The organism is Actinacidiphila bryophytorum (assembly GCF_016916835.1).
Classification (GTDB): domain Bacteria; phylum Actinomycetota; class Actinomycetes; order Streptomycetales; family Streptomycetaceae; genus Actinacidiphila; species Actinacidiphila bryophytorum.
In genome coordinates this window covers 23,330-48,023 of record NZ_JAFFIX010000037.1, presented here as the reverse complement: position 1 = coordinate 48,023, position 24,694 = coordinate 23,330, and the positions used below count along the sequence as shown (strand labels likewise).

At 73.1% G+C, this 24,694-nt stretch carries 11 protein-coding genes; all 11 read right to left on the bottom strand.

Annotated features, from left to right (window positions below):
• A partial coding sequence (locus tag JT723_RS32675; RefSeq protein WP_205048500.1) for a methyltransferase occupies positions 1-1,629 on the bottom strand: 1,629 nt, incomplete at its 3' end.
• Between the two features lie 3 nt (positions 1,630-1,632).
• Positions 1,633-7,257 carry an SDR family NAD(P)-dependent oxidoreductase gene (locus JT723_RS32670; protein WP_205048499.1) on the bottom strand — a complete coding sequence of 1,875 codons (5,625 nt, stop codon included), beginning with the start codon at positions 7,255-7,257 and terminating at the stop codon, positions 1,633-1,635.
• Between the two features lie 21 nt (positions 7,258-7,278).
• The gene (locus JT723_RS32665; protein WP_205048498.1) at positions 7,279-8,133 is read right to left on the bottom strand and encodes a class I SAM-dependent methyltransferase; all 855 of its coding nucleotides are present in this window, start codon (positions 8,131-8,133) and stop codon (positions 7,279-7,281) included.
• Complete coding sequence (locus tag JT723_RS32660) at positions 8,130-8,927, bottom strand: alpha/beta hydrolase (RefSeq protein WP_205048497.1); 798 nt, start codon at positions 8,925-8,927, stop codon at positions 8,130-8,132. The genes JT723_RS32665 and JT723_RS32660 overlap by 4 nt, the downstream gene beginning before the upstream one ends.
• Before the next feature lie 61 nt (positions 8,928-8,988).
• Positions 8,989-12,447: an ACP S-malonyltransferase gene (fabD, locus tag JT723_RS36330; protein WP_205048496.1), complete on the bottom strand. Its 3,459-nt coding sequence runs from the start codon at positions 12,445-12,447 to the stop codon at positions 8,989-8,991.
• On the bottom strand, positions 12,444-16,094 hold the full coding sequence (locus tag JT723_RS32650; RefSeq protein WP_205048495.1) for a type I polyketide synthase: 3,651 nt from the start codon (positions 16,092-16,094) through the stop codon (positions 12,444-12,446). The genes fabD and JT723_RS32650 overlap by 4 nt, the downstream gene beginning before the upstream one ends.
• Positions 16,095-16,200: 106 nt before the next feature.
• Entirely contained in the window at positions 16,201-21,291 is a 5,091-nt protein-coding gene (locus JT723_RS32645; protein ID WP_205048494.1) for a condensation domain-containing protein, read from the bottom strand.
• Between the two features lie 375 nt (positions 21,292-21,666).
• Positions 21,667-22,062 carry a VOC family protein gene (locus JT723_RS32640; RefSeq protein ID WP_205048493.1) on the bottom strand — a complete coding sequence of 132 codons (396 nt, stop codon included), beginning with the start codon at positions 22,060-22,062 and terminating at the stop codon, positions 21,667-21,669.
• Positions 22,063-22,126: 64 nt separating this feature from the next.
• A complete protein-coding gene (locus JT723_RS32635) occupies positions 22,127-22,969 on the bottom strand; it encodes an ABC transporter permease (protein ID WP_205048492.1) in 843 nt (280 codons plus the stop codon).
• A complete protein-coding gene (locus tag JT723_RS32630) occupies positions 22,966-24,015 on the bottom strand; it encodes an ABC transporter ATP-binding protein (protein WP_251513110.1) in 1,050 nt (349 codons plus the stop codon). Before JT723_RS32630 ends, JT723_RS32635 begins: the two co-directional genes overlap by 4 nt.
• An 80-nt stretch (positions 24,016-24,095) precedes the next feature.
• Positions 24,096-24,680 carry a hypothetical protein gene (locus tag JT723_RS32625; protein WP_205048491.1) on the bottom strand — a complete coding sequence of 195 codons (585 nt, stop codon included), beginning with the start codon at positions 24,678-24,680 and terminating at the stop codon, positions 24,096-24,098.
• Positions 24,681-24,694: the final 14 nt, after the last annotated feature.

Below are 24,694 nucleotides of genomic sequence, written 5' to 3'. Positions count from 1 at the left end.
TCCGCCACGGGTACAGAAGTCCGGGTTCCGTCGCTTGAGGTCGGAGAGGTCCCAGCGGGTGACGTCACTGATGAGGTCGGTGCCCGCGACCAGGTGCTTCCACAGCTCGTCCAGATTCCGCGAGCCTGCGAACCGCCCGCTCAGCCCCACGATCGCCATCGGCTCCATGTCGTCCGACTCGGAGCCGGACCAGGAACCGGACGGGGCCGCAGGACCCACGACCGGCGGCGGCTCCGGCTCCGTAACCTGCTCCGCCTGCACGGACAGACCCAACGTGTCGACGAATGCCGTCAGTTGGGCGAGCGTGCCGTGCTCGAAGAGCACCGTCGTCGCCAGGTCGGTACCCAGCACCGCATTCACCCGCTGCACGAACTGGATACCGAGGATCGAGTCGAGCCCGTAGTCGCGGAAGGCGCGGTCTTCGGTTATGCCCGTCTCGGGCATCTGCAGCGCGGCGGCCAACTCACCCAGCAGCACCGCCCGGTGGCTTCGCGGCGCACCGGCCGCCGGTTCGCGCGGGACGGGCTCTGCTGCAGAAACCGCCACCATGGCGGCGGGACGTACCGCGGCTGCCTCCGGCAACACGCCGTCGCTCTCCGCGATCACGATCTGGCCCTCGACACCCGGGACGTCGGCCACGGGGAAGAAGACGGACCGGAATCCCGCCTCGGAGAGCACCTGCTGCCAGGACGCCGAGGGGAGCGCCGGGCTTGCGGGCATGCGCAGTTCGGGGTCCTCGTGCAGCCACCAGCCCTCCAGCAGTCCGAAGGCGACGTGGGAGAGCATCGAGCTGTCGTTCATCTCGTTGAGCACGAGCAGGCCGCCCGGTTTGAGCAGCGACTTCGCGTGCGCCACGGCGTCCCGAACCCGCCGGGTGGCGTGCAGGACGTTCGTCGCGAGCACGATGTCGTACGAACCCGTCTCGACGCCCTGCTCGGCCGGGGGCTGCTCGATGTCGAGGATGCCGGTGACCAGATAGGGCGCCTGCTCGCGGAAGTCCGACTCGGCCTGCTGGAGGAAGGCACGGGACAGGTCGGTGAAGCGGTACTCCCCGACCGCGTCCCGGACGCCGCTGAGGGCCTGGAAGACGTCCTGGCTGGTGGAGCCGGTACCGGCGCCGACCTCCAGGAGGCGGATCCGGGCGGAGGGGTCCTCGGTGCGGCGGTGCCGGACGTATCCGATGACGGCCTCGGCCACGACCTCGTTGAGGAAGTCGGCCATCGGGTTGCCGCGGTAGACGGAACGTACCAGTTCCGACGAGCCGCCGGGGAAGAGCACGTCGGTGACGAGCCGCTCGCCTGCGAGCAGCTGCGGCAGGGCGCGCAGCATCGCCTCGGCGATGACAAGCCGGGGGCGGGTGCTCGCGTCGGCGGACAGCTCGGCCTTGCGGCGCTCCCACTGCGCCCAGGCCTCGGCCGGGGGTTCGGCGTCGAGAGCGAGGCACAGGTCTCCGACGCGGCGCACCATGCCCTGGTCCTGCAGCCGGTCCATGCTCGACGCGAACCAACGGGCCACGTGCTGTGGCGCGTTGTGGCGGGCGGTCACCTCGGGGACGTCGGTCACGTCGTCGCCGCACCAGCCTGCGGTGCGCAGTTGCGCCCAGAGCAGCCTGCCGAGAAGCTCGTCCATTGCTCAACGCTCCGTTTCGTTCGTTCCGGCGAGCGGTGCGAAGGACCGCTGCCGCACCACCGCGAGCAGGTGCCGCTGGACGGCGGGCAGTGCCGACAGCCGGGGCGCCGGGTCCGCAACCCGCGGCGGTCGGGGCGGTTGCTGCGGGGTCTGCTCCCGCGGCACCGGTGAGGGCAGCGCGGCCGCGGGTCGCCAGTGGCGTTCCCGGGCGAAGGGGTAGGTGGGCAGGCTCAGCCGCCGCGGGGCGCCGCCGGGGTGGAGGAGCCGCCAGTCGACGTCCAGGCCCTTGGCCCACCACTGGAGCAGCGTCGCGAACCGGCCGCGGTCCACCCACGTCCGTGCGGTGTCCCGCAGGTCGTCGTCCTCGGTGAAGAGGGCGACGACGTCGCGGTGTTCCGCCGTGCGCGCGTGGTGCCAGTCGCCGGGCCGCCCGTCGAGGAAGCGGTCGAGCTGGTCGGCGAGTTCGTCCACCGTCCGTACGGCGACGGCGAATCGGCTCTCCATGGCGTCGCGGCCCTGCTGGAGGGTGTGGGCGAGCGCGACGAGTTCGCTTTCCGCGACATGCCCTGCGGCGATGAAGTCCCGCAGCCTGCGGGCCTGTTCGTGCAGCCGGTCGTCGTTCCTCGCGGACAGGACGGCCAGGGCGGGGCGTCCGGTCGGCGGGAGGTCCTGGCGCAGCGGCTGGTACTCCTCCAGGACAACGTGGGCGTTAGAGCCGCCGATGCTGAACGAGCTGACGCCGGCCCGCCGCGGCAGCGGCTCGCCCGCGGGGCCGGTCGGGGCGGGCCACGGCTCTGCCGTGTCGACCACCCGGAAGGGGCTTCCGGCCAGGTCGATGTACGGGTTGGCGGGGGTGGCGTGCAGGCTGGGGGCGATCGTGCCGTGGCGCAGTTGGAGCAGCACCTTGATGACACCTGCGACGCCCGCGGCCAGTTCGAGGTGGCCGATGCCGGTCTTGACCGATCCCAGCGCGGTGCGTGCGGTGTCCGCGGCGGGGCCGTCGGCGTACAACTCCTGGAAGGCGGCGGTGAGTCCGTTGATCTCGATCGGGTCGCCGAGCTTGGTGCCGGTGCCGTGGGTCTCGATGTAGCCGACGGTCCGCGGGTCGATGCCGGCCTGCCGGTAGACCTTGACGAGCAGGTCGGCCTGGGCGCGCGGGTTGGGTGCGGTGAGCGCCTGCGCCCGGCCGCCGTGGTTCTCCCCCGTCGCGCGGACCAGCCCGTAGATGTGGTCGCCGTCCTGCTCGGCGCGGGAGAGCGGCTTGAGGTAGAGCATGCCGGCGCCTTCGCCGCGCACGAAGCCGTCGGCGTCCGCGGAGAAGGTGCGGCACCGTCCGCTCGGGGACAGCGCACCCGACTTGCCGAGGCCGGTGTGCAGGCTGGGTTCGACCAGCAGGTTGACGCCGCCTGCGACGGCCGCGGAGCACTCCCCCGAGCGGATGGCGGTGACGGCGCGGTGCAGGGCGACAAGGGAGCTGGAGCAGGCGGTCTCGACGGGCTGGCTCGGGCCGCGCAGGTCGAGCAGGTAGCTGAGCCGGTTCGGGCCGAGCGAGGGGATGCGGCCGACGGCGCTGTGGCCCTCGACGTCGGCGTCCGGGTCGCCGAGCAGGCCGTAGCCGCTGTCGAGGGTGCCGACGAACACGCCGGTGTCGCTGCCGGCCAGCGAGGACGGTGCGTGGCCCGAGTCCTCGACGGCCGCCCACACGGTCTGCAGCAGGAGCCGCTGCTGCGGGTCCATCCGGGCTGCCTCGTGCGGTGAGATGCCGAAGAAGGCGGGGTCGAACTCGGCCACGCCGTCGATGAGTCCCGCCCACGGGAAGGCGGGGTCGGCCCGCTCACCCCAGCGCTCCGGCAGCCCGGCCTCGATGCAGTCCCGACCTGCCAGCAGGTTGTCCCAGAACTCCCGGACGTCGCGGGCCTTGGGGAAGACACCGCTGATCCCGACGATCGCCACCGGGTCGCCGCCGGTGTGCGGGACGGCCGCCGGTACGGCGGCAGGCGCGGCAAGCGGCACGGCGGCAGGTACAGCCTGCGGTACGTCCTCCGCGGCGGGCGGTGCCGCCAACTGGGGGTAGGCGGCGCCGAGATGGGCGGCGAGCCGCCCGAGGGTGCTGTGCTCGAAGAGGACCGGCGGGGTGAGGTCGATGGAGTACCGCGCGTTGATCCGGTTGGTGAACTCGGTCAGCGTGATCGAGTCGAAGCCGTAGTCGTGCAGTTCGGTGTCGGCGTCGATCTCGGCGGGCCGGACCCGCAGCAAGGCGGCGGCGAGGTCGGCGAGTTCGGATCGCAGTTCAAGTCGCGGGGTGCTGCCCGTGCGCTGCGTGTGCGGGCGCGCCGTCGCCGGGCGGGCGGGGGCGGCCAGAAGGGCCCGCAGCCGGTCGGGGTCGCCCGCGACGACGAGCACCTGGCTGTGGCCGAGGGCGAGCGCGGTGTGCAGGGCGCCGAGGCCCGCCCGGGTGCTCATCGGTTCGAGGCCGTGGGAGCGGTGCAGGGCGGTCAGGGTGGCGGCGTCGACGCCCATGCCGCCGTCGGCCCACAGCGGCCAGTCGACGGCGACGGTACGCCCGTGCCGCTCGCCCCTGGCGACCTGTTCGGCCCGGCGGTCGGCGAAGCGGGAGAGGAAGCCGTTCGCGGCGGCGTAGTCCGCCTGGCCGGCATTGCCGAGGGCGCCGCTGACCGAGGAGAACAGCACGAAGAAGTCCAGCGGGAGGTCCCGGGTGGCCTCGTCCAGGTTGCGGGCGCCGGCGGCCTTGGGGGCCAGGACGGCGGCGGTGTCGGCGGCGGTCTTGGTGGCCAGGTAGCCGTCGCGCAGCACACCCGCCGCGTGCACCAGGCCGTCGATGCGCCCGTGCCGTGCGACCACGTCGGCCACCAGCTGCCGGGTGGCCGCCTGGTCGGTGACGTCGGCCTGCCGGTAGTCCACGTGGACGCCGTCGGCGGCGGGGAGGTCCGCGTGGGGCGAACGCCCGGTGAGGACGACGGTGGCGCCGTCCGCGTGCCGGGCGATGTCCGCGAGGAGCAGTCGGCCGAGGCCGCCGGCCCCGCCGGTGATCAGGTACACCCCGCCGGTACGCCACGGCGCCGCCGGTTCTGGCGCGGCGGGCTCGGTCCAGCGGGCGGCGCGGAGCCCGGTCCGGTCGGCTCGTACCCGCGTCGCGCCGCCCGACGTGGCCGCCTGGTCGAGGAGTTCGCGGACCTCCCGTGCGTCGGCGTCGGCCCGCAGCTGGACCTCCTGGCCGCGGATGCCCGGGTATTCGCGCCCGGCGGTGAGCAGTATTCCAAGCAGCCCGGCGGTCAGGGAGCCGTCGGTGACGGCGAGTTGGACGAGCAGCGGGCCGGGGGCACGCGAGCGGAGTTCGTCCAGCAGCCGGACGGCGTCGTCCTCGTACGCCCCGGTCAGCCGCAGGCACTCCAGGCCGGGCGCGGCGGGGGTGCGTTCGTCCAGGACGACCAGCCGCTCGGCGGGCACGGGGGCGGATTCCGCTTGCGGTGCTTCCCAGGCGGGGACCAGCAGCAGGACGGAGTCCGTTCCGCCGGTGTGGCCTGTGCCCTCGCTGTCGGAGGTGGCGGCGGCGGTGTCCGCGGAGTGCCAGTAGCGCTCGCCCTGGAAGGGGTAGGTGGGCAGCGGCACCCTGCGGTGCGGCCTGTCCTGCCACCAGGCGGCCCAGTCGACGTCCTCACCGCGCCGGTAGGCCTGTGCCAGTGCGCCCGCCTCGTCCGCGGGATCGTCCCCGGGCGCCGAACCGGCAGCCAACTTCCCCAGTATGCGCGCCAGTTCGTCCAGGCTGCTGGCGACCAGCGCATGCCGGTGCGGCAGGTGTGTGCGGCCGAGGGCGAGGGTCGCGGCGACGTCCTGGAGCCGCAGTCCTGCGGAGTCCCGGGTGAGCCGGTCGGCGAGGCGGGCCGCCTGGCGCTGCAGCGCCTGCGGTGTCCCGGCCGACAGGGGCACCGGGTAGGCGGCGTCCGGTGTGCCGGCGGAGGCCGCGGTCCTGACGGGCGGCGCCTCCTCCAGCACGACGTGGCAGTTGGTGCCGCTGAAACCGAAGGAGCTGACGCCGGCGCGGCGCGGGTGGTCCGCGGACGGCTCCCAGTCGCGCAGTTCCGTGCTGACGCGGAAGGGGCTGCCGGCCAGGTCGAGGTGGCGGTTGAGGCGGCGCACGTGCAGCGTCGGCGGGATCTGCCGGTGGCGGAGGGCCAGCAGCACCTTGAGCAGGCCTGCGACGCCCGCGCTCATGATGGAGTGGCCGAGGTTGCCCTTGTGCGAGCCGAGGGCGCAGTAGCCGGTGCGGTCGGTGTGCGCACGGAAGGCCTCGGTCAGCGCGCGGACCTCGATGGGGTCGCCGAGCTTGGTGCCGGTGCCGTGCGCCTCGACGTAGCCGACGGTGTCGGGGCTGACGCCCGCGCTGTCGTACGCCTGGCGCAGCAGGGCCTGCTGGGACCGGCTGCTCGGCGCGGTGATGCCCTTGGTGCGGCCGTCCTGGTTCACCGCGGAGCCCTTGATCACCCCGTGGACGGGGTCGCCGTCGGCCAGTGCTGCGCTGAGCGGCTTGAGGACGACGGCGCCGACGCCCTCGCCGATCACGATGCCGTCGGCGTCGTCGTCGAAGGTCTTGCAGCGGCCGTCGGGTGAGAGCATGTTCGTCTTCGAGGCGAGCACCTGGAACTCGGGTGAGGTGAGCACGAACACCCCGCCCGCGAGAGCGAGTTCGCTCTCGCCGCGGCGGATGCTCTCGCACGCGAGGTGGACGGCGACCAGCGAGGCGGAGCAGGCGGTGTCGACGGTCAGGCTGGGGCCGGTCAGGTTGAGGTGGTAGGAGATGCGGGCGGCCAGGATTGCCATGTCGGTGCCGAGGAAGACCTGCGCGTTGGCGCCGTCGGCGCGCACCGAGCGGTCCAGGTAGTCCGAGGCGCGGGCGCCCACGTAGACGCCGACGCGGCGCCCGGCCAGCGAGTCGACGGCTATGCCGCCGTCCTCGAAGGCCCGGTAGGACTCCTCGAGGAACAGGCGCTGCTGCGGGTCCATGTGCTCGGCCTCGGCGGGCGAGATGCCGAAGAAGCGCGGGTCGAACCGGTCGTGGTCGTCCAGCAGCCCGGCCCATTTGCTGACCGAGCGGTCGGGGCGCTGCGGGTCTGGGTCGTAGAAGGCGTCCAGCGGCCAGCCGGGCCGGTCGATCTCCCGGACCCCGGTACGTCCCTCGCGCAGCAGCTCCCACAGCTGGTCGAGGTCGCGGGCGCCGGGGAAGCGCCCGGACATCCCGACGACAGCGATGTCGCCGGGGTCGGCGGCGGGCTCACCGGCTTCCCCTGCCGCCGCGGCGGTCACGGTTGCCCCTGCGGGTGCCGTGCCCTCGGCTCCGTCCTCGCCGTCGAGCCGGTCGCCGTACTGCTCCACCACGAACCGGGCCAGCTCGCGTACGTCCTGGTGGTCGAACATCACCTCGACGCCGAGGTCCAGGCCGAGTTCGGCGTTCGCCCGCTCGACCACCTCCACCGACATCATCGAGCTGACGCCCAGGTCGACGAATCCGCCGTCCAGGTCGTCGGCGTCGGCTTCTGCGCCTTCCTCGGCGAGGACGGCGCTGAGGACGGCCTTGAGCCGCCGCTCCACGGCATCGAGGGCACGGTTCATCCCTGAAAGTCCCTTTCGTGCTTACTTCTCGCCGGCCGACAGATACATCTGGCGCAGGATCGCGTGCTTGTCGTTCCGCATCAGGTCCCGCCAGGACCGGGCGACCTCGCCCAGCGCCTTGCCGCTCAGGTAGCCGTCGCGGACGAGCTTGGTGGGGATGCCGACGCCCTCGGACCCGAGGAAGCTCTTGCTGCCCACGATGTCGCTGTGGGCACTGACGACGGTGAAGGTGACCGCCGACAGGCCGCCGCGGCCGAGGATGCCGGGCAGTTCGCGGCCGATCGTCGGGTTGCCGCCCTCGTCGGCCCGCGAGCGGCAGTACGCGCCGTACAGCTCCGCGAGGGCCGGTATGTGCGGGGATGTCATCAGGTGCATCTCGAAGTCGTTGTCCACGAACACCGCACGGCCGCCCGGCTTGAGGATCCTGGCGACCTCGCGGACCGCCGCGACCGGGTCCGGGAGGTGTTCGAGCACCAGCCGGGTGAGGGCGAAGTCGTAGGTGTCCGACGGCAGCCCGGTGTCCAGGATGGACGCCTGCACGATGTCGAGGCGGTCGCCGTAGGCGCGCGAGAGCCGGTCGCCTGCGACCTCGACCAGCAGCGGGTCGATCTCGACGGCGGTGACCCGGATCGCGGGGTGCAGCTGGAGGATCTTCCCGGTGGTGAAGCCGGGGCCGCTGCCCAGCTCGACCATCGCGATGCCGTCGCGCAGCCCGTTGTCCCGGTAGTGCCGCGACTCGTCGGGCCAGAACAGCTCGACCTGGGCGCTGAGCCGTTCGATCTCGCGCTCGGGGCTGCTGGCGATGCTGCTGACCCGGTAGGAGGAGCGGTGCTCGGCCGGGTCCGTCACGTCGGTCAGTTCGGTCAGCTCGGTCACTTCGGGGCCTCCTGCGCGGGTGCCATGGCCTTGAGGAACGCGTGGGTGCGGTCCGCTACGGCCCGCCACCGCGGGTCGAGCATCGAGAGGTGGCCGACGCCGTCGAGCAGCACCGGCTCGGTGCCGTAGGCCTTCGCGGTGGCCTGCACCGACCGGGCGGAGACCACCCGGTCGGCGGTGGAGCCCAGCACCAGCAGCGGCACGGGCGGCGCCGAGGGGGCGGCGAGCACCCGCTTGTTCACCGCGTAGTTGACCTTGTCGGACTCGGGCTGGACCCGGGCGGCGACCGCGGCGCGCTCGGCCTCGGGGAGCGCGTCGGAGTAGAACAGCCGGGTCGGGAAGGCGCCCGCGCCCTTGTTGAAGGCCCGCAGCGCCCGCAGGTCGCGGAAGTGCCGGAAGATCAGCCGCAGCGACTCGGGGCCGAGCCCGGCCGGGGGCACGGAGTTCAGCAGCGCCAGTCCCGCGACGGCCTCCGGGTGGTCGCGGGCCACCAGCTGGGCCACGGCGCCGCCCATGGAGTGGCCGACCAGCACCGGGGTGCCGTCGATCTGCGACATGGCTTCGACCACGTCGGCCACGTAGTCGTCCAGGGTCAGGTCGTGCAGGCGGTCGCGGCCAGAGCTGCCGCCGTGGCCGCGCAGGCTGACGGCGTGGCAGTCGTGGCCGCGCTCGGCGAAGTACGGCAGGAAGTGCTCCTCCCAGCACCACGCCCCGTGGTAGGAGCCGTGCACGAAGAGCAGCGGCGCACCGGTGGCCCCGGTGGCGGACGGACGGTGGATGACTTCGAGGGACACGGATCTGGCTCGCAATCTCTTAGGTGGGGCCGGCGGTTCCCGTCGGCGCGGTCCGGTGTGCTCAGCGGACGGCGGGCTCCCGGTCCCGCGGTGCGGGGCGGCCGGTGCGGCCGTCGACCGAGGTGTCGCCGGTACGGCCGGTGCCGCCGTCGAGCGGCGCGTCGCCGCTACGGCCGAACATTTCGGCGAAGCGGCTGTTGACCAGCTCGGCGGTGGCGGTCATCAGCCGCAGGCCGATCTCGTCGGCGTGCCGGTTGCGCCAGTCCTCCAGGTCCGTGCCGCGCACCCACTGGTTGAAGCTGCCGAGGGCCGGTCCGCAGTGGATCTGGTAGTCGACACGGCGCTCCGGGTCGCCGTCGAGCGCGGCCCGCGTGGAGTGCGCGAAGTACCACTTGAACAGCAGCGCCATCCGGTACTTGGGATTGCGCTCGGCCTTCTGGATCTCCGCCGCCGGCTGGTGGGCGCGGACCTCCGCCCAGACCTGGTCGAAGTCCCGGTGGAAGTACTTGTCCTGGATCATGCGCAGCGTCTTGCCGTCGATGGCGTCGAGCGACTCGAAGTGCTTGTAGAGCTGGTAGAGGCGGTTGGACCGGCCGGGGAAGAAGGTGCCGCGCTGCAGGACCTGCACCTGGGCGCCGATCTCGAACATGTCGCCCGCGGGCGCATAGGCGGTGTCCTGCACGCCTGCGGTCTGCAGCATGTCCTTGACCGCCGCGCTGGTGCCGGCCTCGACCGTGCACTGGTTGACCGAGCCGGTCAGTACGAAGGCGGCGCCGAGGACGAAGGCGGCGGCTGCGGCAGCGGGGCTGCCGATGCCGCCGGCGGCGCCGACCCTGACCCGCTGGGGGTAGCCGTGGGCCGCGGCTGCCTCGTCGCGCAGGGCGATGACGGCCGGCAGCAGCGCGACGAGGACGCCGCGGTCGGTGTGCCCGCCGGAGTCGGCCTCGACGCACAGGTCGTCGGCCATCGGCAGCTCCCGCAGCAGCTCCGCCTCCTGCCTGCTCAGGGCGCCTGCGGTGACCATGCGGGCGACCAGGTCCTCGGGGGCGGGGGCGAGGAAGGCCCGTGCGACCTCAGGGCGGGACAGCTTGGCGATGATCCGGTTGGCCCCGCTGACCCGGCCGTCGGGGCCGCGGCGCAGGCCCTTGGCCCGGTAGCGGACCAGGGCCGCGGTGATGCCCATGTACGCCGACGCCTCCACGACCCGCACCCCGTAGCGCAGGTAAAGGTCGACGGCGGCCTCCTCGGCCTCCGGGTGGGAGGGGCTGTGGATGAGGTTCATCCCGTACGGCTCGCCGTCGGGCAGTGCACGCTGGATGCGGCGGATCGCGTCCTCGATGCCGTCGGGGCCGACCATAGCGGTGCCGAAGAAGCCGAGCATGCCGGCCCGGCCCATCCGTACGACGAGGTCCACGGACGCGATGCCCCGGTACATGGCCCCAGCCAGGTAGGCGTGCGTGAGGCCGTAGTCGCGGCGGAAGTCCGCGTCCCCCAGCGAGGTCGCGGTGACGGCGAGCGGCCACAGGGGCAGTTCTGGCTCGGCGGCCGGGGTCGTATCGGCGCCGGTCGCGCGGGCGGGCATGGCGGGCACCACCGCGGGAGCCGGGGCAGGGGACGGGGACGGGACCACCGGTGCCGCGGAAGGTACCGCCGCGGTCTGCGGGGCCGGCTGAGGCGCGGTGAGCGGCCCGGCCTCCTCCCGGATCTTGCCGACCAGCTTGGTCAGTACGGTCCCGGGTCCGACCTCGGTGAAGTCGGCCTCGCCCAGGCCCAGCAGGTAGCGGATCGTGTCGTTCCACTCGACCACGTGGGTGAGCTGCTCCGCCAGGCCGCCGGCGATGGCGCCGTCCTGGTGGGGGCGGCCGGTCACGTTCGACAGCACGGGGATCCGCGGGGTGCGGAAGGCCGCCTCGCGCAGCGCCGGCGTGAACGCCTCGCGGGTGCCGGCCATCAGCCGGGAGTGGAAGGCCCCGCTGACGTTGAGCGGGACGTAGTGCTGGGCGCCGCCCTGCAAGAAGGCGTCGCGGGCCGCGGGGATGTCGGCCCTGGGTCCTGCGACGACGACCTGGCGGGGCGAGTTGTGGTTGGCGACGTCTACGGTCGTCAGGCCCTCGCGGCGCAGCAGGTCGCGCACCTCCTGGACGGTCAGGCCGATGACCGCGGCCATCCCGCCGTCCTCCGCCCGGCTCATCAGCTCGCCGCGCCGCTCGACCAGCCGCAGGCCGGTCTCGAAGTCGACGGCGCCGGCGGCGAAGAGGGCGCTGTATTCGCCGAGGCTGTGGCCTGCGACGTAGTCGGGGCTGACGCCGGTGTCGGCGACGCGCTTGAGGTGGCTGAGCGCGTTGACCACGTACAGCGCGGGCTGGGTGAAGCGGGTGTCGCCCAGTTCGCGGCGCGGGTCCTCGACGCACAGTTCGCGCACCGAGTAGCCGAGGACGCGGTCGGCGGTGGCGGTGAGGTCGGGGAACTCCTCGAAGAGCCCGGCGCCCATGCCCTTGAACTGCGAGCCCTGTCCTGGGAAGAGGTGAACGGTCATGCGGCCTGCTCCGTGGGTCGTCGGTCGGGCTGGGCGGCGCTGTGCGAGGGCGGCGGCGGTGGCGTCGGCGAGTGGCTGCGTGTCGCGCCGGTAGGGGATCAGGACCGGGTGGCTCACCGCGTCGGCGCGGTTGCGGCGCAGGAAGGTGTCGAGCGTGCCGCCGGGACTCAGGTCGATGTGCACCGGGTCGCCCGCGGCGGCGAGGGTGCGCACCGCGGCGGGGAAGTCGATGGGGCGGCGGACGACGTCCCAGAAGTAGTCGCCGTCCAGGCGCTGCGGCCGGCTGCCGTCGATGCCGGAGACCAGGGGTATGCGGGGCGGGGCGGGCCGCAGGTCCTGGAGGAGTTCGCGGAAGTCGGCGGCGAAGGCGTCGATGTGGGAGGAGTGGAAGGCGTGCGGCACCGGCAGGACCTCGGCGGGGATGCCGCGTGCGGTGAGGTCCGCCCGCAGGGCCGCGATCCGCTGGACCGTGCCGGACACCACGAAGTGCTCGGGGTAGTTCACCGACGCCAGTTCCGTACCGTCGAAGACCGGGTCGCTCCGGTACGCGGCGGTGTCGTGCAGCACGGCGAGCATCCGCCCGGGCGGGCCTGACCGCTCGCAGGCCTGCGCCTGCCCGACGACGGCGGTCAGCACGTCCTCGACGGGCAGCACACCAGCGACGGCCGCCGCCGCGAACTCGCCGAGGCTGCTGCCCGCGACGTAGTCGGGTTCGACACCGCGCGAGCGCAGCACTCGGGCCAGCGAGTACTCGACCATGACGATCGCCGGGTGGGTGATCAGCAGCCGGTCGAAGGGCTCGGCGGGCGGGTGCTCGACCCCGTAGAGCTGCTCGACGACGGAGACGCCGGCGAGTTCGCGTACGACGTCGTCCAGGTCGCGCATGGAGTCCCGGAAGACCGCGTCCCCGTCGAAGAGCGGACGCCCCATGCCGTGGTACTGCGAGCCCTGGCCGCCGAAGAGGAAGGCGACGGGCCGGGTCACCGGGCGCCCTCGATGTACTCGGCGAGCTGCGCCACCGTCGACATCCCGTACAGGTAGTACAGGTCCAGCTCGACGCCGTGTGCCCTGCGCACCTCGGCGGCGAGTTCGACGCCGAGCAGGGAGTGGCCGCCCAGTTCGAAGAAGCTGTCGTCGGCGCCGATCTTCTCGACGCCCAGCACGCGGGAGAAGAGGTCGGCCAGGGCCTGCTGGGTGGCGCCGGCGGGGGCGAGGTAGGCGGTGGCCAGGTCGGGGCGCGGATGGGTGCCCGCGGCCTCGGCCGGGTCCTGGCCGGCGCGGCCGGTGGAGCCGATCCACTTGGCGTAGCGGGCGGCCAGGTCGGTCGCGGAGATGTCGACCTCGACGGCGCCGGTGACGGCGAAGGCCAGTTCGAAGCAGGCCAGGCCTTCCTCGGTGGTGAGCACCGACGGCCTGACCCGGTCGAAGAGCGCGGCCGGCAGGTACTGGCTGATGCCGACCCATTCCACGGTCCAGGAGTCCCAGGCCTGTACGGTCCAGGCCTGCTCGGTGTCGCGGGCGCGCGCGGTGGCGTACGCCTTCGCGTAGTTGCCGACGGTCGCGATGTGGAAGAAGCCGTCGCCGCCGAGGACCGAGCCGAGCGAGTTGGTCATGATGCGGAAGTCCAGCTCGCGCCCGTCGAACATCCGGTCGAGCAGGACGAGGCTCGCACCGACCGCGCCGAAGTGCCGCCGCCAGTCGTCGGTGGTGGCCGCTCGGACGGTGTTGACGCGTTTGGCGTTGGACGAGCCGGGGGCGTGGATCAGGCCGTGCACCGGGCCGTACCGCGTGTCGATGTCGGCGCGCAGGGCGTCGTTGACGGCGGGGTCCTCGGCGAGGTTGCCGAGCCAGTGCGCGCCCAGGCCGCTCAGCTCGCGGGCCTTGCGGATGCGGGCGGCGACCGGGTCGTCGCCGGGGTGGCCGGCCAGCCAGGCGTCCCAGTCGTCCCGGTCCGGGAAGCCGGACTCCTCCAGGAGCAGCAGTCGCCCGCCGCGGTCGCGCACGATGTGCTCGGCGATGAGCGAGCCGATGCCTTCGAGGCCGCCGAAGACCAGGTACGTGCGCCCTTCGCGCAGCCCTGTCGGCCGGGGGGTGTCGGCGTCGACGCGGACCGGTTCGTAGCCGCGGACGTAGCGCTTGCCTGCGCGGTAGGCGGTGAACAGGTCGCCGGTGCCGCCGCGGACCTCGGCGAGCAGCTGGGCGGCCCGGCGCTCCGCGGTGTCGGCGCCTGACAGGTCCACGACCCGGGAGACGATGTGGCCGTAGGTCTGCTGGAGCACCAGGCAGGCGCCGCCGACGGTCGCGGCGTGCACGTCGAGGTCCTCGGTGCCGGTGACGTCGAAGACGTCCGCGGTGACCGCGGTGAAAGTCAGCGGCCGTTCGACGCAGAGCGCGTCGAGGGCCTGGGCGAACCGCAGGACCGGGAAGAGCACGGCCTCCTGCTCGGCGAGCAGCGCCGCCCGTTCGAGCCGCTGCGGCGGCTCGGCGCGCCGGCTGCGCAGCGGCCAGCAGTACAGCACGGCGTCGGGCAGCTGCTCCCGGTCGCGCAGTGCGGTGAGCAGGGCGGTGCAGCCGTCCGGGTCGGCGGGGTCGAGGACGAAGGAGCCGTCGTCGCGGCTGTCGTAGCCGCTGCCCGCGGTCACCGTCACGACGTCGTTGTCGGCGGCCAGGGCCGCGCTGACGCCTGCGGCTGCGCCTGTGTCGTCCGCGAACACCAGCCAGGTGCGGCGCCCGGCCGCGGGCGAGGTGAAGGGCAGCGGGCGCTGCTTGAAGACCGGCAGCGAGAACCAGTCGCCCATGTCGGGCAGTTTGGTGAAGTACGCCTCGTCGCCGCGGTCGGCGCTGACCGGTGCCGGCTCCGGCTCGTACCAGTGGCTGCGGTGCTCGAAGGGGTACGTGGGCAGCGGCACGCGGTGCGCGGACCCGGCGGGCCAGCGGGCGCCCCAGTCGACGTCCTCGCCGTCGAGCCAGGCGGCGAGCCCTTCGGGTCCCGCGGTGTCGCCGGGGCCGAGCAGGGCGTCGGGGTCGGCTTCGGCCAGGGCGCGTGCGGCGCTGCCGACGGAGCGGGCGAGCAGGGCGCGGCGGATGCGGAAGTGCCGGCGCCCGCACTGCAGGGTGTGGGCGACGTCGGCAAGTGCCAGCTCGGGGTGGGCGGCCAGGTGGCGGGCCAGCGCGTCGGTGGCCCGGTCCAGGGCGGCCTGCGAGCGGGCCGAGAGCAGCAGGACCTGCTCACCATCCGAGGCGGCCGAGGCGGCCGAGGCGGCCGAGGCGGCAGGGGAGGCTGCGGCGGCAGGGGAGGCTGCGGGCGGCTCTTCCAGGACGACGTGGCAGTTGGTCCCGCCGATGCCCATAGAGCTCACCCCGGCGCGGCGCGGCGTTGGGCCTTCGGGCCAGGGAGTCAGGGCGGTCTGCACGTAGAAGGGGCTGGCCGCGAAGTCGATCTCGGGGTTGGGCTCGGTGAAGTTCAGGCTCGGCGGGACCACCTGGTCGCGCAGGGCGAGCACCGACTTGATGAACCCGGCGATGCCCGCTGCCGCGTTGAGGTGCCCGATGTTGGTCTTGACCGAGCCGATCGGGCAGTAGCCGACGCGGTCGGTGCCGGTGCGGAAGGCGTTGGTGAGGGCGGCGACCTCGATTGGGTCGCCGAGCGAGGTGCCGGTGCCGTGCGCCTCGACGTAGCCGATCTCGTCCGGGGAGACACCGGCCTCGGCAAGGGCCTCGACGATGACCCGGGTCTGCCCCTCGACGCTGGGCGCGGTGTAACCGACCTTCAGCGAGCCGTCGTTGTTGACGGCGGTGCCCTTGACGACGGCGTAGACGTGGTCGCCGTCGGCGACGGCGGCCGACAGCCGCTTGAGGACCACGACACCGCAGCCGTCGCCCCACACCGTGCCCTGGGCCTGGGCGTCGAAGGCCCGGCAGTGGCCGTCGGGTGACTGGATGCCGTCCTTGACGTACCGGTAGCCGCGGTCGTTGGGCACGACGATCGACACGCCGCCGACCAGGGCCATGTCGCTCTCGCCGAGCAGCAGGCTCTGCCGGGCCAGGTGGACGGCGACCAGCGAGGTGGAGCAGGCGGTGTTGACGTTGATGCTCGGCCCGGTCAGGTCCAGCTTGTACGACACCCGGGAGGGCAGGAAGTCCTTGTCGTTGCCGATGAGCATCTGTTCGAGGCTGGTGGACCGCCAGAACGACGGTGTGCGGCCCAGGACTTCGAGGACATAGGAGTTCATGCCGAGCCCGGCGAAGACCCCGATGTCGCCGTCGTAGGCGCCGGGGTCGTAGCCGGCGTCCTCCAGGGCCGCCCAGGCGCACTCCAGGAAGAGGCGGTGCTGCGGGTCGGTGGCCCGGGCCTCGTTGGGGTTGATGCCGAAGAAGTCGGCGTCGAACCCTGCGATGTCGTCCAGCGTGGAGGCGGCCTTGACGTAGTCGGGGTCGCGCAGGTCGGTGGCCGGTACGCCGCGGGCGAGCAGTTCCTCGTCGGTGAAGAACCGCACGGAGCAGACGCCGTCGCGCACGTTGCGCCAGAACTCGGCGATGTCCGCCGCGCCGGGGAAGGCCCCGGACATGCCGATGACGGCGATGTCGAGGTCGGTCGGTGCGTGCGCGGATGCCGTCGGCTGCACAGTCACGGAAGGGGCTCCTGTCGGTCCTGGCGGTCGTCGGGGTCGTGGACGTCACGGCGGGATCGGTCGGTGCCTGCGATCCGGGCCTCGGCGCGGGGCTCTGCGGGGCCGCTCATGCGGGGGCCGCCAGCCGGGCCATGGCCGCCCGCCGCGCCCGGCCCTTGCGCAGGCTGCGCTCGTACGAAGGCCCCGCGGCGGCCGAGGCGAGGTGTCTGCTGAGGGAGTCCACGGTCGGGTGCTGGAAGAGGGCGACGCTCGGCACCTCGCGGCCCAAGGCCTCGCCGAGCCGCAGCGAGAGCTGCACCAGCAGGACCGAGTGGCCGCCGAGGTCGAAGAAGTTGTCGTGCGGGTCAAGATCGGGGACGCCGAGCAGTTCCCGGTATGCACTCTCGACGGCCGCCCTGACCGCCGCCGCGTCGAGCCCGGCACGGGCGGGTGGGCCGGCCCCCGGCAGCGGTACGTCGGACGGCGCTTCTGCGGCCTGCGGTTCCGGGAGGGCGCCTGCGCTGCCGGCCGGCAGCTGCGGGTCGTCGCAGACCGCGGTGAGCAGGCGTTCGTAGCGGTCGGCGAGCGAGGCGACGGTGTCCTGGTCGAAGAGCGCGGGATTGTGGAGCAGCAGCAGCGTGTAGGCGCCGTCGGTCTGGACGACCTCAAGGGTCAGGTCGAACATGCCGGCCTGGTGCACGCCCAGCATCGGTTCCAGCGCGAGCGTCGCCGGGTCTGCCGGCGCCGCGGCGGGGAGCTTGAGCCAGTTCTGGAAGACGAAGGAACTCTGCACCGTGCCGCCGTCGCGGCCGAGTTCCGAGACCGGGAAGTCACCGTGCTCGAAGGCCGCGTAGACCTCGGTGCGGACCCGGGCGACCAGTGCGGCGAAGGACTCGGTGCCGGCGAGCTGGGTGCGGACCGGCACCTGGTTCACGAAGTAGCCGACGGTGTCCTGGAAGCGCGCTTCGGGCCGGCCGTGCAGCGGGGTGCCGACGACCAGGTCGGTGCGGCCGGTCCACTGGTGCAGCAGGGCCGTGTAGGCGCTGAACATCACCACGAAGGGCGAGGCCCCCAGGTCCGCCCCGGCGTCGCGGACCCGGTCGGTGAGCCCGGCGGGCAGCCGCCGCTCCAGCACCGCGCCCTGGAAGCGGGCCGCTTCCGTACGCGGCCGGTCCAGCGGCAGCCCGAGGTCGGCGGGCGCCCCCGCCAGCCGGTCGCGCCAGTACGCCCGCGCCGCGGCGCCGCGCTCGCCGGCCAGATAGCGGCGCTGCCAGTCGACGAAGTGCGCGTAGGAGGAGGCGGGCGGCGGCAGGTGCACCGCGTCGCCGCGGACCTCCGCCGCGTACAGCACGGCCAGTTCGCGCAGCAGCACCAGCAGCGAGGTGCCGTCGAAGACGATGTGGTGCAGCGTGACCACGAGGACGTGGTCGTCCGGTGCGCGCGAGAGCAGGTGGACCCGCAGCAGGGGTCCCTCGGCGAGGTCGAAGGGCGCCCGCGCCCGCTCGGCGACCAGGCCCAGCATCTCCTCGTCGCTGCGCGGTCCGGTCTCCTCGACGGTGCAGGAGACCGCGGCGGTGGCGCGTACCGTCTGGACGGGTGTGTGGCCCGCTACGTCGACCGTGGTGCGCAGCGCGGGGTGCCGCTCGGTCAGCCGGCGCAGCGCCGCCTCCAGGGCGGCCGGGCGGACCTCGCCGCGGACCCGGAAGGCGTGCGGCAGGTGGTAGGCGGAGTTCCCTGGAGCCAGCCGCTCCAGGGACCAGAGCACCTGCTGTGCCGCGGACAGCGGGAAGGGCGCCGCGGTGTCGGGCGCCGCGGCGGCCTCCGGCGGTGCGGGACGCCCGCCGGCGGTGCGGTGCTCGGCCACGACGAGGGCGGCCAGGTCCTCGACCGAGCCGCTCTCGAAGACCGACCGGGTGGCCAGGTCCACGCCGAAGCCGTCCTGGATCGCGGTGCGCAGGGCGACGGCGTTGATCGAGTCGAAGCCGTACCGCAGCAGCGACTCGCCGGTCTCGATCCGGTCCGCGGGGACGGCGAGGATGCCGGACAGCCACGTCACGACGGACTCGGCGACGGCGGCCTCGGTCACCTCCTGCCGGTCGCGCACCCCGGGTGCCGGGGGCACCGGCTCCGGGCGGGCGGGCAGGGCGGGGGCGGCGGCCTCGTCGGGGGCCGGGACCCAGTAGCGCTCGCGCGCGAAGGGGTAGGTCGGCAGCGGGACCCGGCGGCCGCCGTCGCCGAACAGCTCGCCGTAGTCCAGGTCGTAGCCCTGGGCGTAGAGGTCGGCGACGACCTGGAGGTGCTCGACGGCCTCGGCCCCGGTGGCCGTCGCGGCGGCGCGCAGGCTCTGCTCGCCGACCCTGCGCAGCGCGGGCCGCTGGTCGCGGCGGTCGCGCGGGGCGGCGTCCGAGACGTGGGCGGCCGGGTGCCGGCCCTGGTCGAGCCAGCCGCGCAGCACCTCGGCCAGCTCTGCCAGGTCGGCGACGACGCAGGCGAGCCGGTGCCGGTGGTGCCGCCGGCCGGTGAGCAGGGTGAAGGCGACGTCGGCGATCTCCAGGTCGGCACGTGCGGTGCAGGCGGCCAGCAGCCGCTGGGCCTGCCCGCGTACCTGCTCGGCACTCTGCGCGGAGAGCACCACGAGGTGGGCCGGGCGGTCGGCGCGCACCGCAGGGGTGGCCGGCGCCTCCTCGATGACCAGGTGCGCGTTGGTGCCGCTCAGCCCGAAGGAGCTGACGGCGGCGGTACGCGGGCCGTCCTGCGGCGCCGACCACGGCACGGGCCGGGTGTTGAGGTAGAACGGGCTGTTGTCGAGGTCGATCGCCGGGTTGGCGCGCTCGAAGTTGACCGACGGCGGGATCGTCCGGTGCCGCAGTGCCAGCAGGACGCGCAGCACACCGGCCACGCCCGCGGCGGACGTGGTGTGCCCGATGTTGCTCTTGATCGAGCCGATCGCGCAGTACGACGTCCGGTCGGTGGAGGCGGCGAAGGCCCGGGTGAGCGCCTGGAACTCGATCGGGTCGCCCAGCGGCGTGGCGCTGCCGTGCGCCTCGACCATGCCGATACGTGCCGGGTCGATGCCGAAGCGGTCGTAGACCTGGCGCTCCAGGCGCTCCTGCGACCGGGCGCTGGGGGCGGTGATGCCGTTGGTGGCGCCGTCCTGGTTGGTGCCCCAGCCGCGGATCACCCCGTACACGTGGTCGCCGTCGGCGACGGCGTCGTGGTACCGCTTGAGCACGACGACGCCGACGCCCTCGCCCGGTGCGAAGCCGTTGGCGCGGTGGTCGAAGGAGTAGCAGCGGCCGTCGGGCGAGAGCATGCCCGCCTGGCCCGCGCCGAGCAGGAAGCCGGGCGTGGAGGTGACGTACACCCCGCCGGCGAGGGCCATGTCGGTCTCGCCGCCGGTGAGGCTCTGGCAGGCCAGCTGGATGGCCACCAGCGAGCTGGAGCAGGCGGTGTCGACGGTCAGCGCGGGCCCCTGCAGGTCCAGCAGGTAGGAGATGCGGGCGGACAGCGCCGAGGGCGCGTTGCCCCACATGGCCTGGGCGGGCGGATTGAGGCCGCACAGCATCTGGTAGTCGCCGCCGTTGAAGCCGGCGTACACCCCGCAGGCCAGACCCTCGACGCTGCGGCCGGCGTGGCCCGCGTCCTCCAGGGCCGTCCAGCACTCCTGGAGGAACAGCCGCTGCTGCGGGTCCATGTAGGTGGCTTCGAGGCCGGAGATGCCGAACATCTGCGGGTCGAAGACGTCGATGTCCTCCAGCAGGCCGGCGCGCGTCGTGTAGCCGTGCGGGGACGCGGGGAAGCGCGAGTAGAAGTCGTCCAGGTCCCAGCGGGTGACCTCGGAGACGAGGTCGTCGCCGGCCAGCAGGTGCTCCCACAGTTCGCCGGTGTCGGCCGAGCGGGGGAATCGGCCGCTGATGCCGATGACGGCGATGCCGCCACTGGGGGCGGCCGTGGGCCGGGGCGTGACCGCCACGGCTGCGGGGGCCGGGGCGGTGCCGGCCGTATCGGGCGTCGTGGGGGCGGCAGTTGCCCCCGCGGTGCTGAGGATGTGTGCCGTCAGCTTCTCGACGGAGCTGTGGTCGAACAGGACCGTCGAGTCCAGGGCGGTGCCCAGCTCCTGGTTGATGCGGTGCAGAAGCTCCACGCCGGTCAGCGAGTTGATGCCGAAATCGGCGAACGGCATGTCCAGCTCGACGTGTTCGGGACGCAGGCCGAGCGCGCTGCCGAGGGCCGCGATGACGGTGTTCCGCACCTGCGGCTCACGCGGGGACGCGGAGGGCGGCGGTGGGGCGGGCGGTGTCGTCGGGGCGGGCTCGGGCGACGGGTCCGCGTCCCCGACCTCGGCAGTCGTGCGGATCAGGCCGTCGCTCTCGGCCACCACGACGTGCCGTCCGCCGTCCGGCACCGGTCCCGTGGGGAGGTAGACGGCGGGGAAGCCCTCGGTGGCTAACAGGGCGCGCCAGCCGGCGAGGTCGGGGCGCGGGCGGGCGGGCGGCAGCCCGTGGACCAGGTGCTCGAAGACGCCAGGCCCTGCCGGTTCGTCCAGGACCAGCAACCCGTGGCGTTTGAGCGCGGCCTTGGCCGCGCGCAGGGCCTCGCGGGTGTGCGGCGCGGCGCCGATCGCCCCGCGTGTGACGAGGACGTCATAGCCGCCGGAGGGCAGTTCGCCGAGCCGGTGCGGCTCCTCGACGGCGAACTCGACGGCGGGGCTGCGGCCTTGCAGCCGCTCGCGCAGCTCGGGTGTGCCGGGGGCCTGCCCGATCTCCAGGACGCGCACGGCTGCCGTGCCGGGCAGCTCGGCGCGCGCGTCGGCGTACGCCTCGACCATGTCGGCCACCACGGCGGCGGTGTGCGTGGGCACATCAGCGGAGGCGAGGACCTGCCCCGGGACCACGTCGGCGGTGGTGAGCCGGCCGGCGAGCAGGTCCGGCAGGGCGCGGAGCACCGCGGCGGCGGCCTCCAGCCGCTGCCGCTCCCCCGGCCGGCTCCCGCCTGCCGTGATCTCGGCCCAGGCCTGCTCGAAGTCCTCGTCCCCGTACGCCGCCGGCCCCGCGCCGGCGACCAGCCGGCGGCTGGTGGACAGCCACTCGCGGACGGCCGCCGGATCCGCCGTACCGCTCCCCTCGTCGGGGACGGACAAGGTGCGCAGGCGCGCAGCGAGCAGCCGCAATATCGGCCCGTCCGCCTCGTCCGACGGTGAATTCTGGAAAATGGACATTCTGCCAACGCCCCCCGGTCGGCCAGTGACACGCCACCGCGCATGTTCCGTCGACCGACGGTACATGTCTGATGAATCCGGCGACGCCGATGAGAAAGGAGGGCGGTGCGAATGACCGTCTTCCCCCGTGGCATTACACATACGGCGTCCCCCTGGACGCCGCCCCGTCTTGACCCCCGTCAGAAAAGCTCCCGTAAAGGGTCGTTGCCGACCCCGTCCTCAGCATATACGGACTGCCCCAGGGGTTCCACCGTTCATTGCGGGCAATACGTCACAGCTATCGGCGACCGCATGCGGACCTGCGAAAAGGCAGGGCGGAGCGGGGCCGCGGGAGGACATTCCTCCCGCGCGCCACAGCCCGTCCCTACTCCCCCGTCAGGCCGCTTCCGGGTCCATCTGCCGCAGCTCGATGAAGTTCTCCTCGGTGTCGCGGCAGTAGGCCACCCAACCCACCCCGGGTATCGTGACCTTGGGTGATACCAGGGTGCCGCCGTTGGCGACGACCGCGGCCATGTCGTCGTCGATGGCCGTCGACTCGATACCGCACATGAAGGCGTTGAGCAGCTGGCTGTCCACCTTGCCGGGGCGCTTCATCAGTGTTCCGGGCAAAGCGGGGTCGTCCTCGGTGCCGGTCTCGATGAGGTAGAACTCGTCGGTGCCGCCCCACTCGCCGCCCCACTTCTCGATGTGCCAGCCGAAGGTGTTCCGGTAGAAGTCGGCAGCCCGGAGCACATCGTCCGCCTGGATGGTGAAATACACGATTCGTGCCATGGTCTCTCTCTTCCTGGTGAGCTGTCAGCGGTGTGCAGTCAGCTGTCGTGGTGTTTTCGCGGCGTCAGCGGATGGCGCGGCTCTTGAAGGAACGCAGGCCGAGCATGAAGAACAGCGCGGCAAAGCCGATCAGGCCGACCAGCACCCAGCCGATGGCGAGTGACGGTGTGTGCGCGCCGTTTTCACTCAGCGGCACCATCGCGTAACGCAGTCCCTCCGCCGAATACGTCAGGGGGTTGAACAAGGTGATGACCCGGAAGACCGGCAGCGAGTGCAGCGACGCCCACGGGTACTGCAGGCACCCGGTGAAGAGCATCGGCGTGAACAGCGCGGCGAAGGCCAGGGCGATGTGCTCGGACGGCACGACGGTGCCGAACACCAGGCCGAGCGCGGAGCCCAGGACGGCGGTGAGCACGATGAGGACGGCCATCAGCGGGATCGACCCCGACTGCACCAGGTACTCGTCGCCGAGGATCCAGTAGGCGAGCGGGAAGAGGATCGCCGCGCTGATCAGCCCGCGCAGGGTGGCGAAGAGCACCTTCTCCAGCACGATCGCGCCGACCGGGGTCGGGGCGAGGAGGCGGTCGTCGATCTCCCGGGTGAAGCCGAGGTCGAGTGCGAGCGGGAGCATGATGCCCTGGACCGAGGCCAGGAACACCGTCAGGGTGACGATGCCGGGCAGCAGCAGGCCGCCGTATCCCGGGACCGCGATGCCGATCTTCGGCAGGACGACGCCGAAGACGTACAGGTACAGCAGCGGCTGCATGAAGGCCTGGATCAGGAACGCGACGAATCCGCGTGCCGTGACCAGGATGTCCCGGCGCAGGATCGCCCAGAACGCGGTCATCGCGAGCTTCGAGGTGCCCGCCGGGAGCGGGCGGGTCGTCGTGGTGACGGCGGCGGTCACGGTCGCAGGTTCCTTCCGGTCAGGTGGATGAAGACGTCTTCGAGGCTGGGCGTGGACAGCCGCAGGTCGCGGACCTGCGCACCTTCCTGTGCCACCGCCTCGATGACGGCGGGCACGAGGGCGCCGGCGTCGTCGGAGAACAGCCGGAAGCGGGCGATGCCCGACTCCCCGTCGCCGTCCGTCGCGAGCGGCTCGACCTGCTTGGCGTCCAGCGCGCGCAGCCTGCGCAGCAGGTCGGCGGCCGGCCCCTCGGCCAGTGTGGGGTCCGCGCCGTCCGCGGCCGCGTCGGTGGCGGCGGGGGCGCCGCCGGGCAGGGCCGCGTGCAGCTCCAGCAGGCCGCCGCCGGGAATGATCTTCTTCAGCTCGTCCGGGGTGTCCAGCACCAGCACCTTGCCGTGATCGACCACCGCGACCCGGTCGCACAGCTGCTCCGCCTCGTTCATGTCGTGGGTGGTGAGCACGATCGTCACCCCGCGCTCGTTGAGTTCGCGGATGCGGTCCCACAGGAAGTACCGGGACTGCGGGTCGAGGTTGTTGGTCGGCTCGTCCAGGAAGAGCACGTCCGGGTCGTGCATCAGCGCCCGGGCCAGCATCAGGCGCTGGGCCATGCCGCCGGAGTAGCGCGGCACCTTTTCCTTGGCCCGGTCGGCCAGGCCCAGTTCGGCCAGCAGCCGGTCGGCGCGCGCCTCCCGCTCGGCCTTCGGCACCCCGTGGTAGGCGGCGTGGTAGGTCAGCACCTCACGGGCTTTCAGGCTGCGGTCGAGGTTGTTGGTCTGCGGCAGCACCGCGATCCGCGGTTTGACCCGCAGCGCGTCGGCGATGTCGGCGCCCGCGATCCTGACGGCGCCCGAGGAGGGCTGGACGGCGGTGGTGAGCACGCCGACGAGGGTCGTCTTGCCCGCGCCGTTGGGCCCGAGCAGGCCGAATATCTCCCCGCGCCTGATGGTGAAGGACACGCCGTCGACGGCGTTCCCCTCCGCCTTGGGATAGGTCTTGACCAGGTCCTGCACTTCCACCGCTGATTCGCCTTGCACTGCTGCCTCCACGTGCCCTCCTTGAGCCGGCGGCCTTTGTGGGCGGCTGCCGGACGTGCGGGGCACGTCCGGTGCGGCCCGGGACGGGTCGATCACTTGACGACGGTGAACACGGCGTCGGCGTGTTCGCGGATGTAGCCGGAGACCCGGTCGAGCGAGGCGGGTCCGATCGCGCGGTAGCGCGCGTCCAGGCCGCGCATGGTCTCCGCGTCGAGCAGGGCGAGCAGACGGGCCGTCCGCTCCCAGTCCCAGCCCTGCGCCGCCGTGCCCGTCTCGCGCTCCTGCCGCTCGACCTCCGCGGTGGCCCGGTCGAGTTCCGCCCGCCAGTCGCGGACCAGGGCGAGCAGGTCGTCGTCCCCCATCCGGTCCAGGCTCTGGTCCAGCAGCGTGAAGAAGTCGGCGTCCACCACCCGGTGCGGCATCTCCTGGCAGAAGCCGGTGATCGCGTTCGAGCCGTGGTAGTGGAGCACCCAGTAGCCGAAGAGCGCGGCCCGCACGTCGTCGAGCGCGCGTACGACCTCGGGCCGCTCCTCCAGCGGGACCGTGCCGATCCGGCGGATGATCAGCGTCATCGCGTGCGCGAGCAGCTGCCCGGTGGGCTGGGCGGCCAGGTCGGCCGCGGTGATCTCGGGCAGGGGCACGTTGTCGTCGGTGGGGGAACCGCTGGGCGTCGTCATGGGATCCTTCGGCT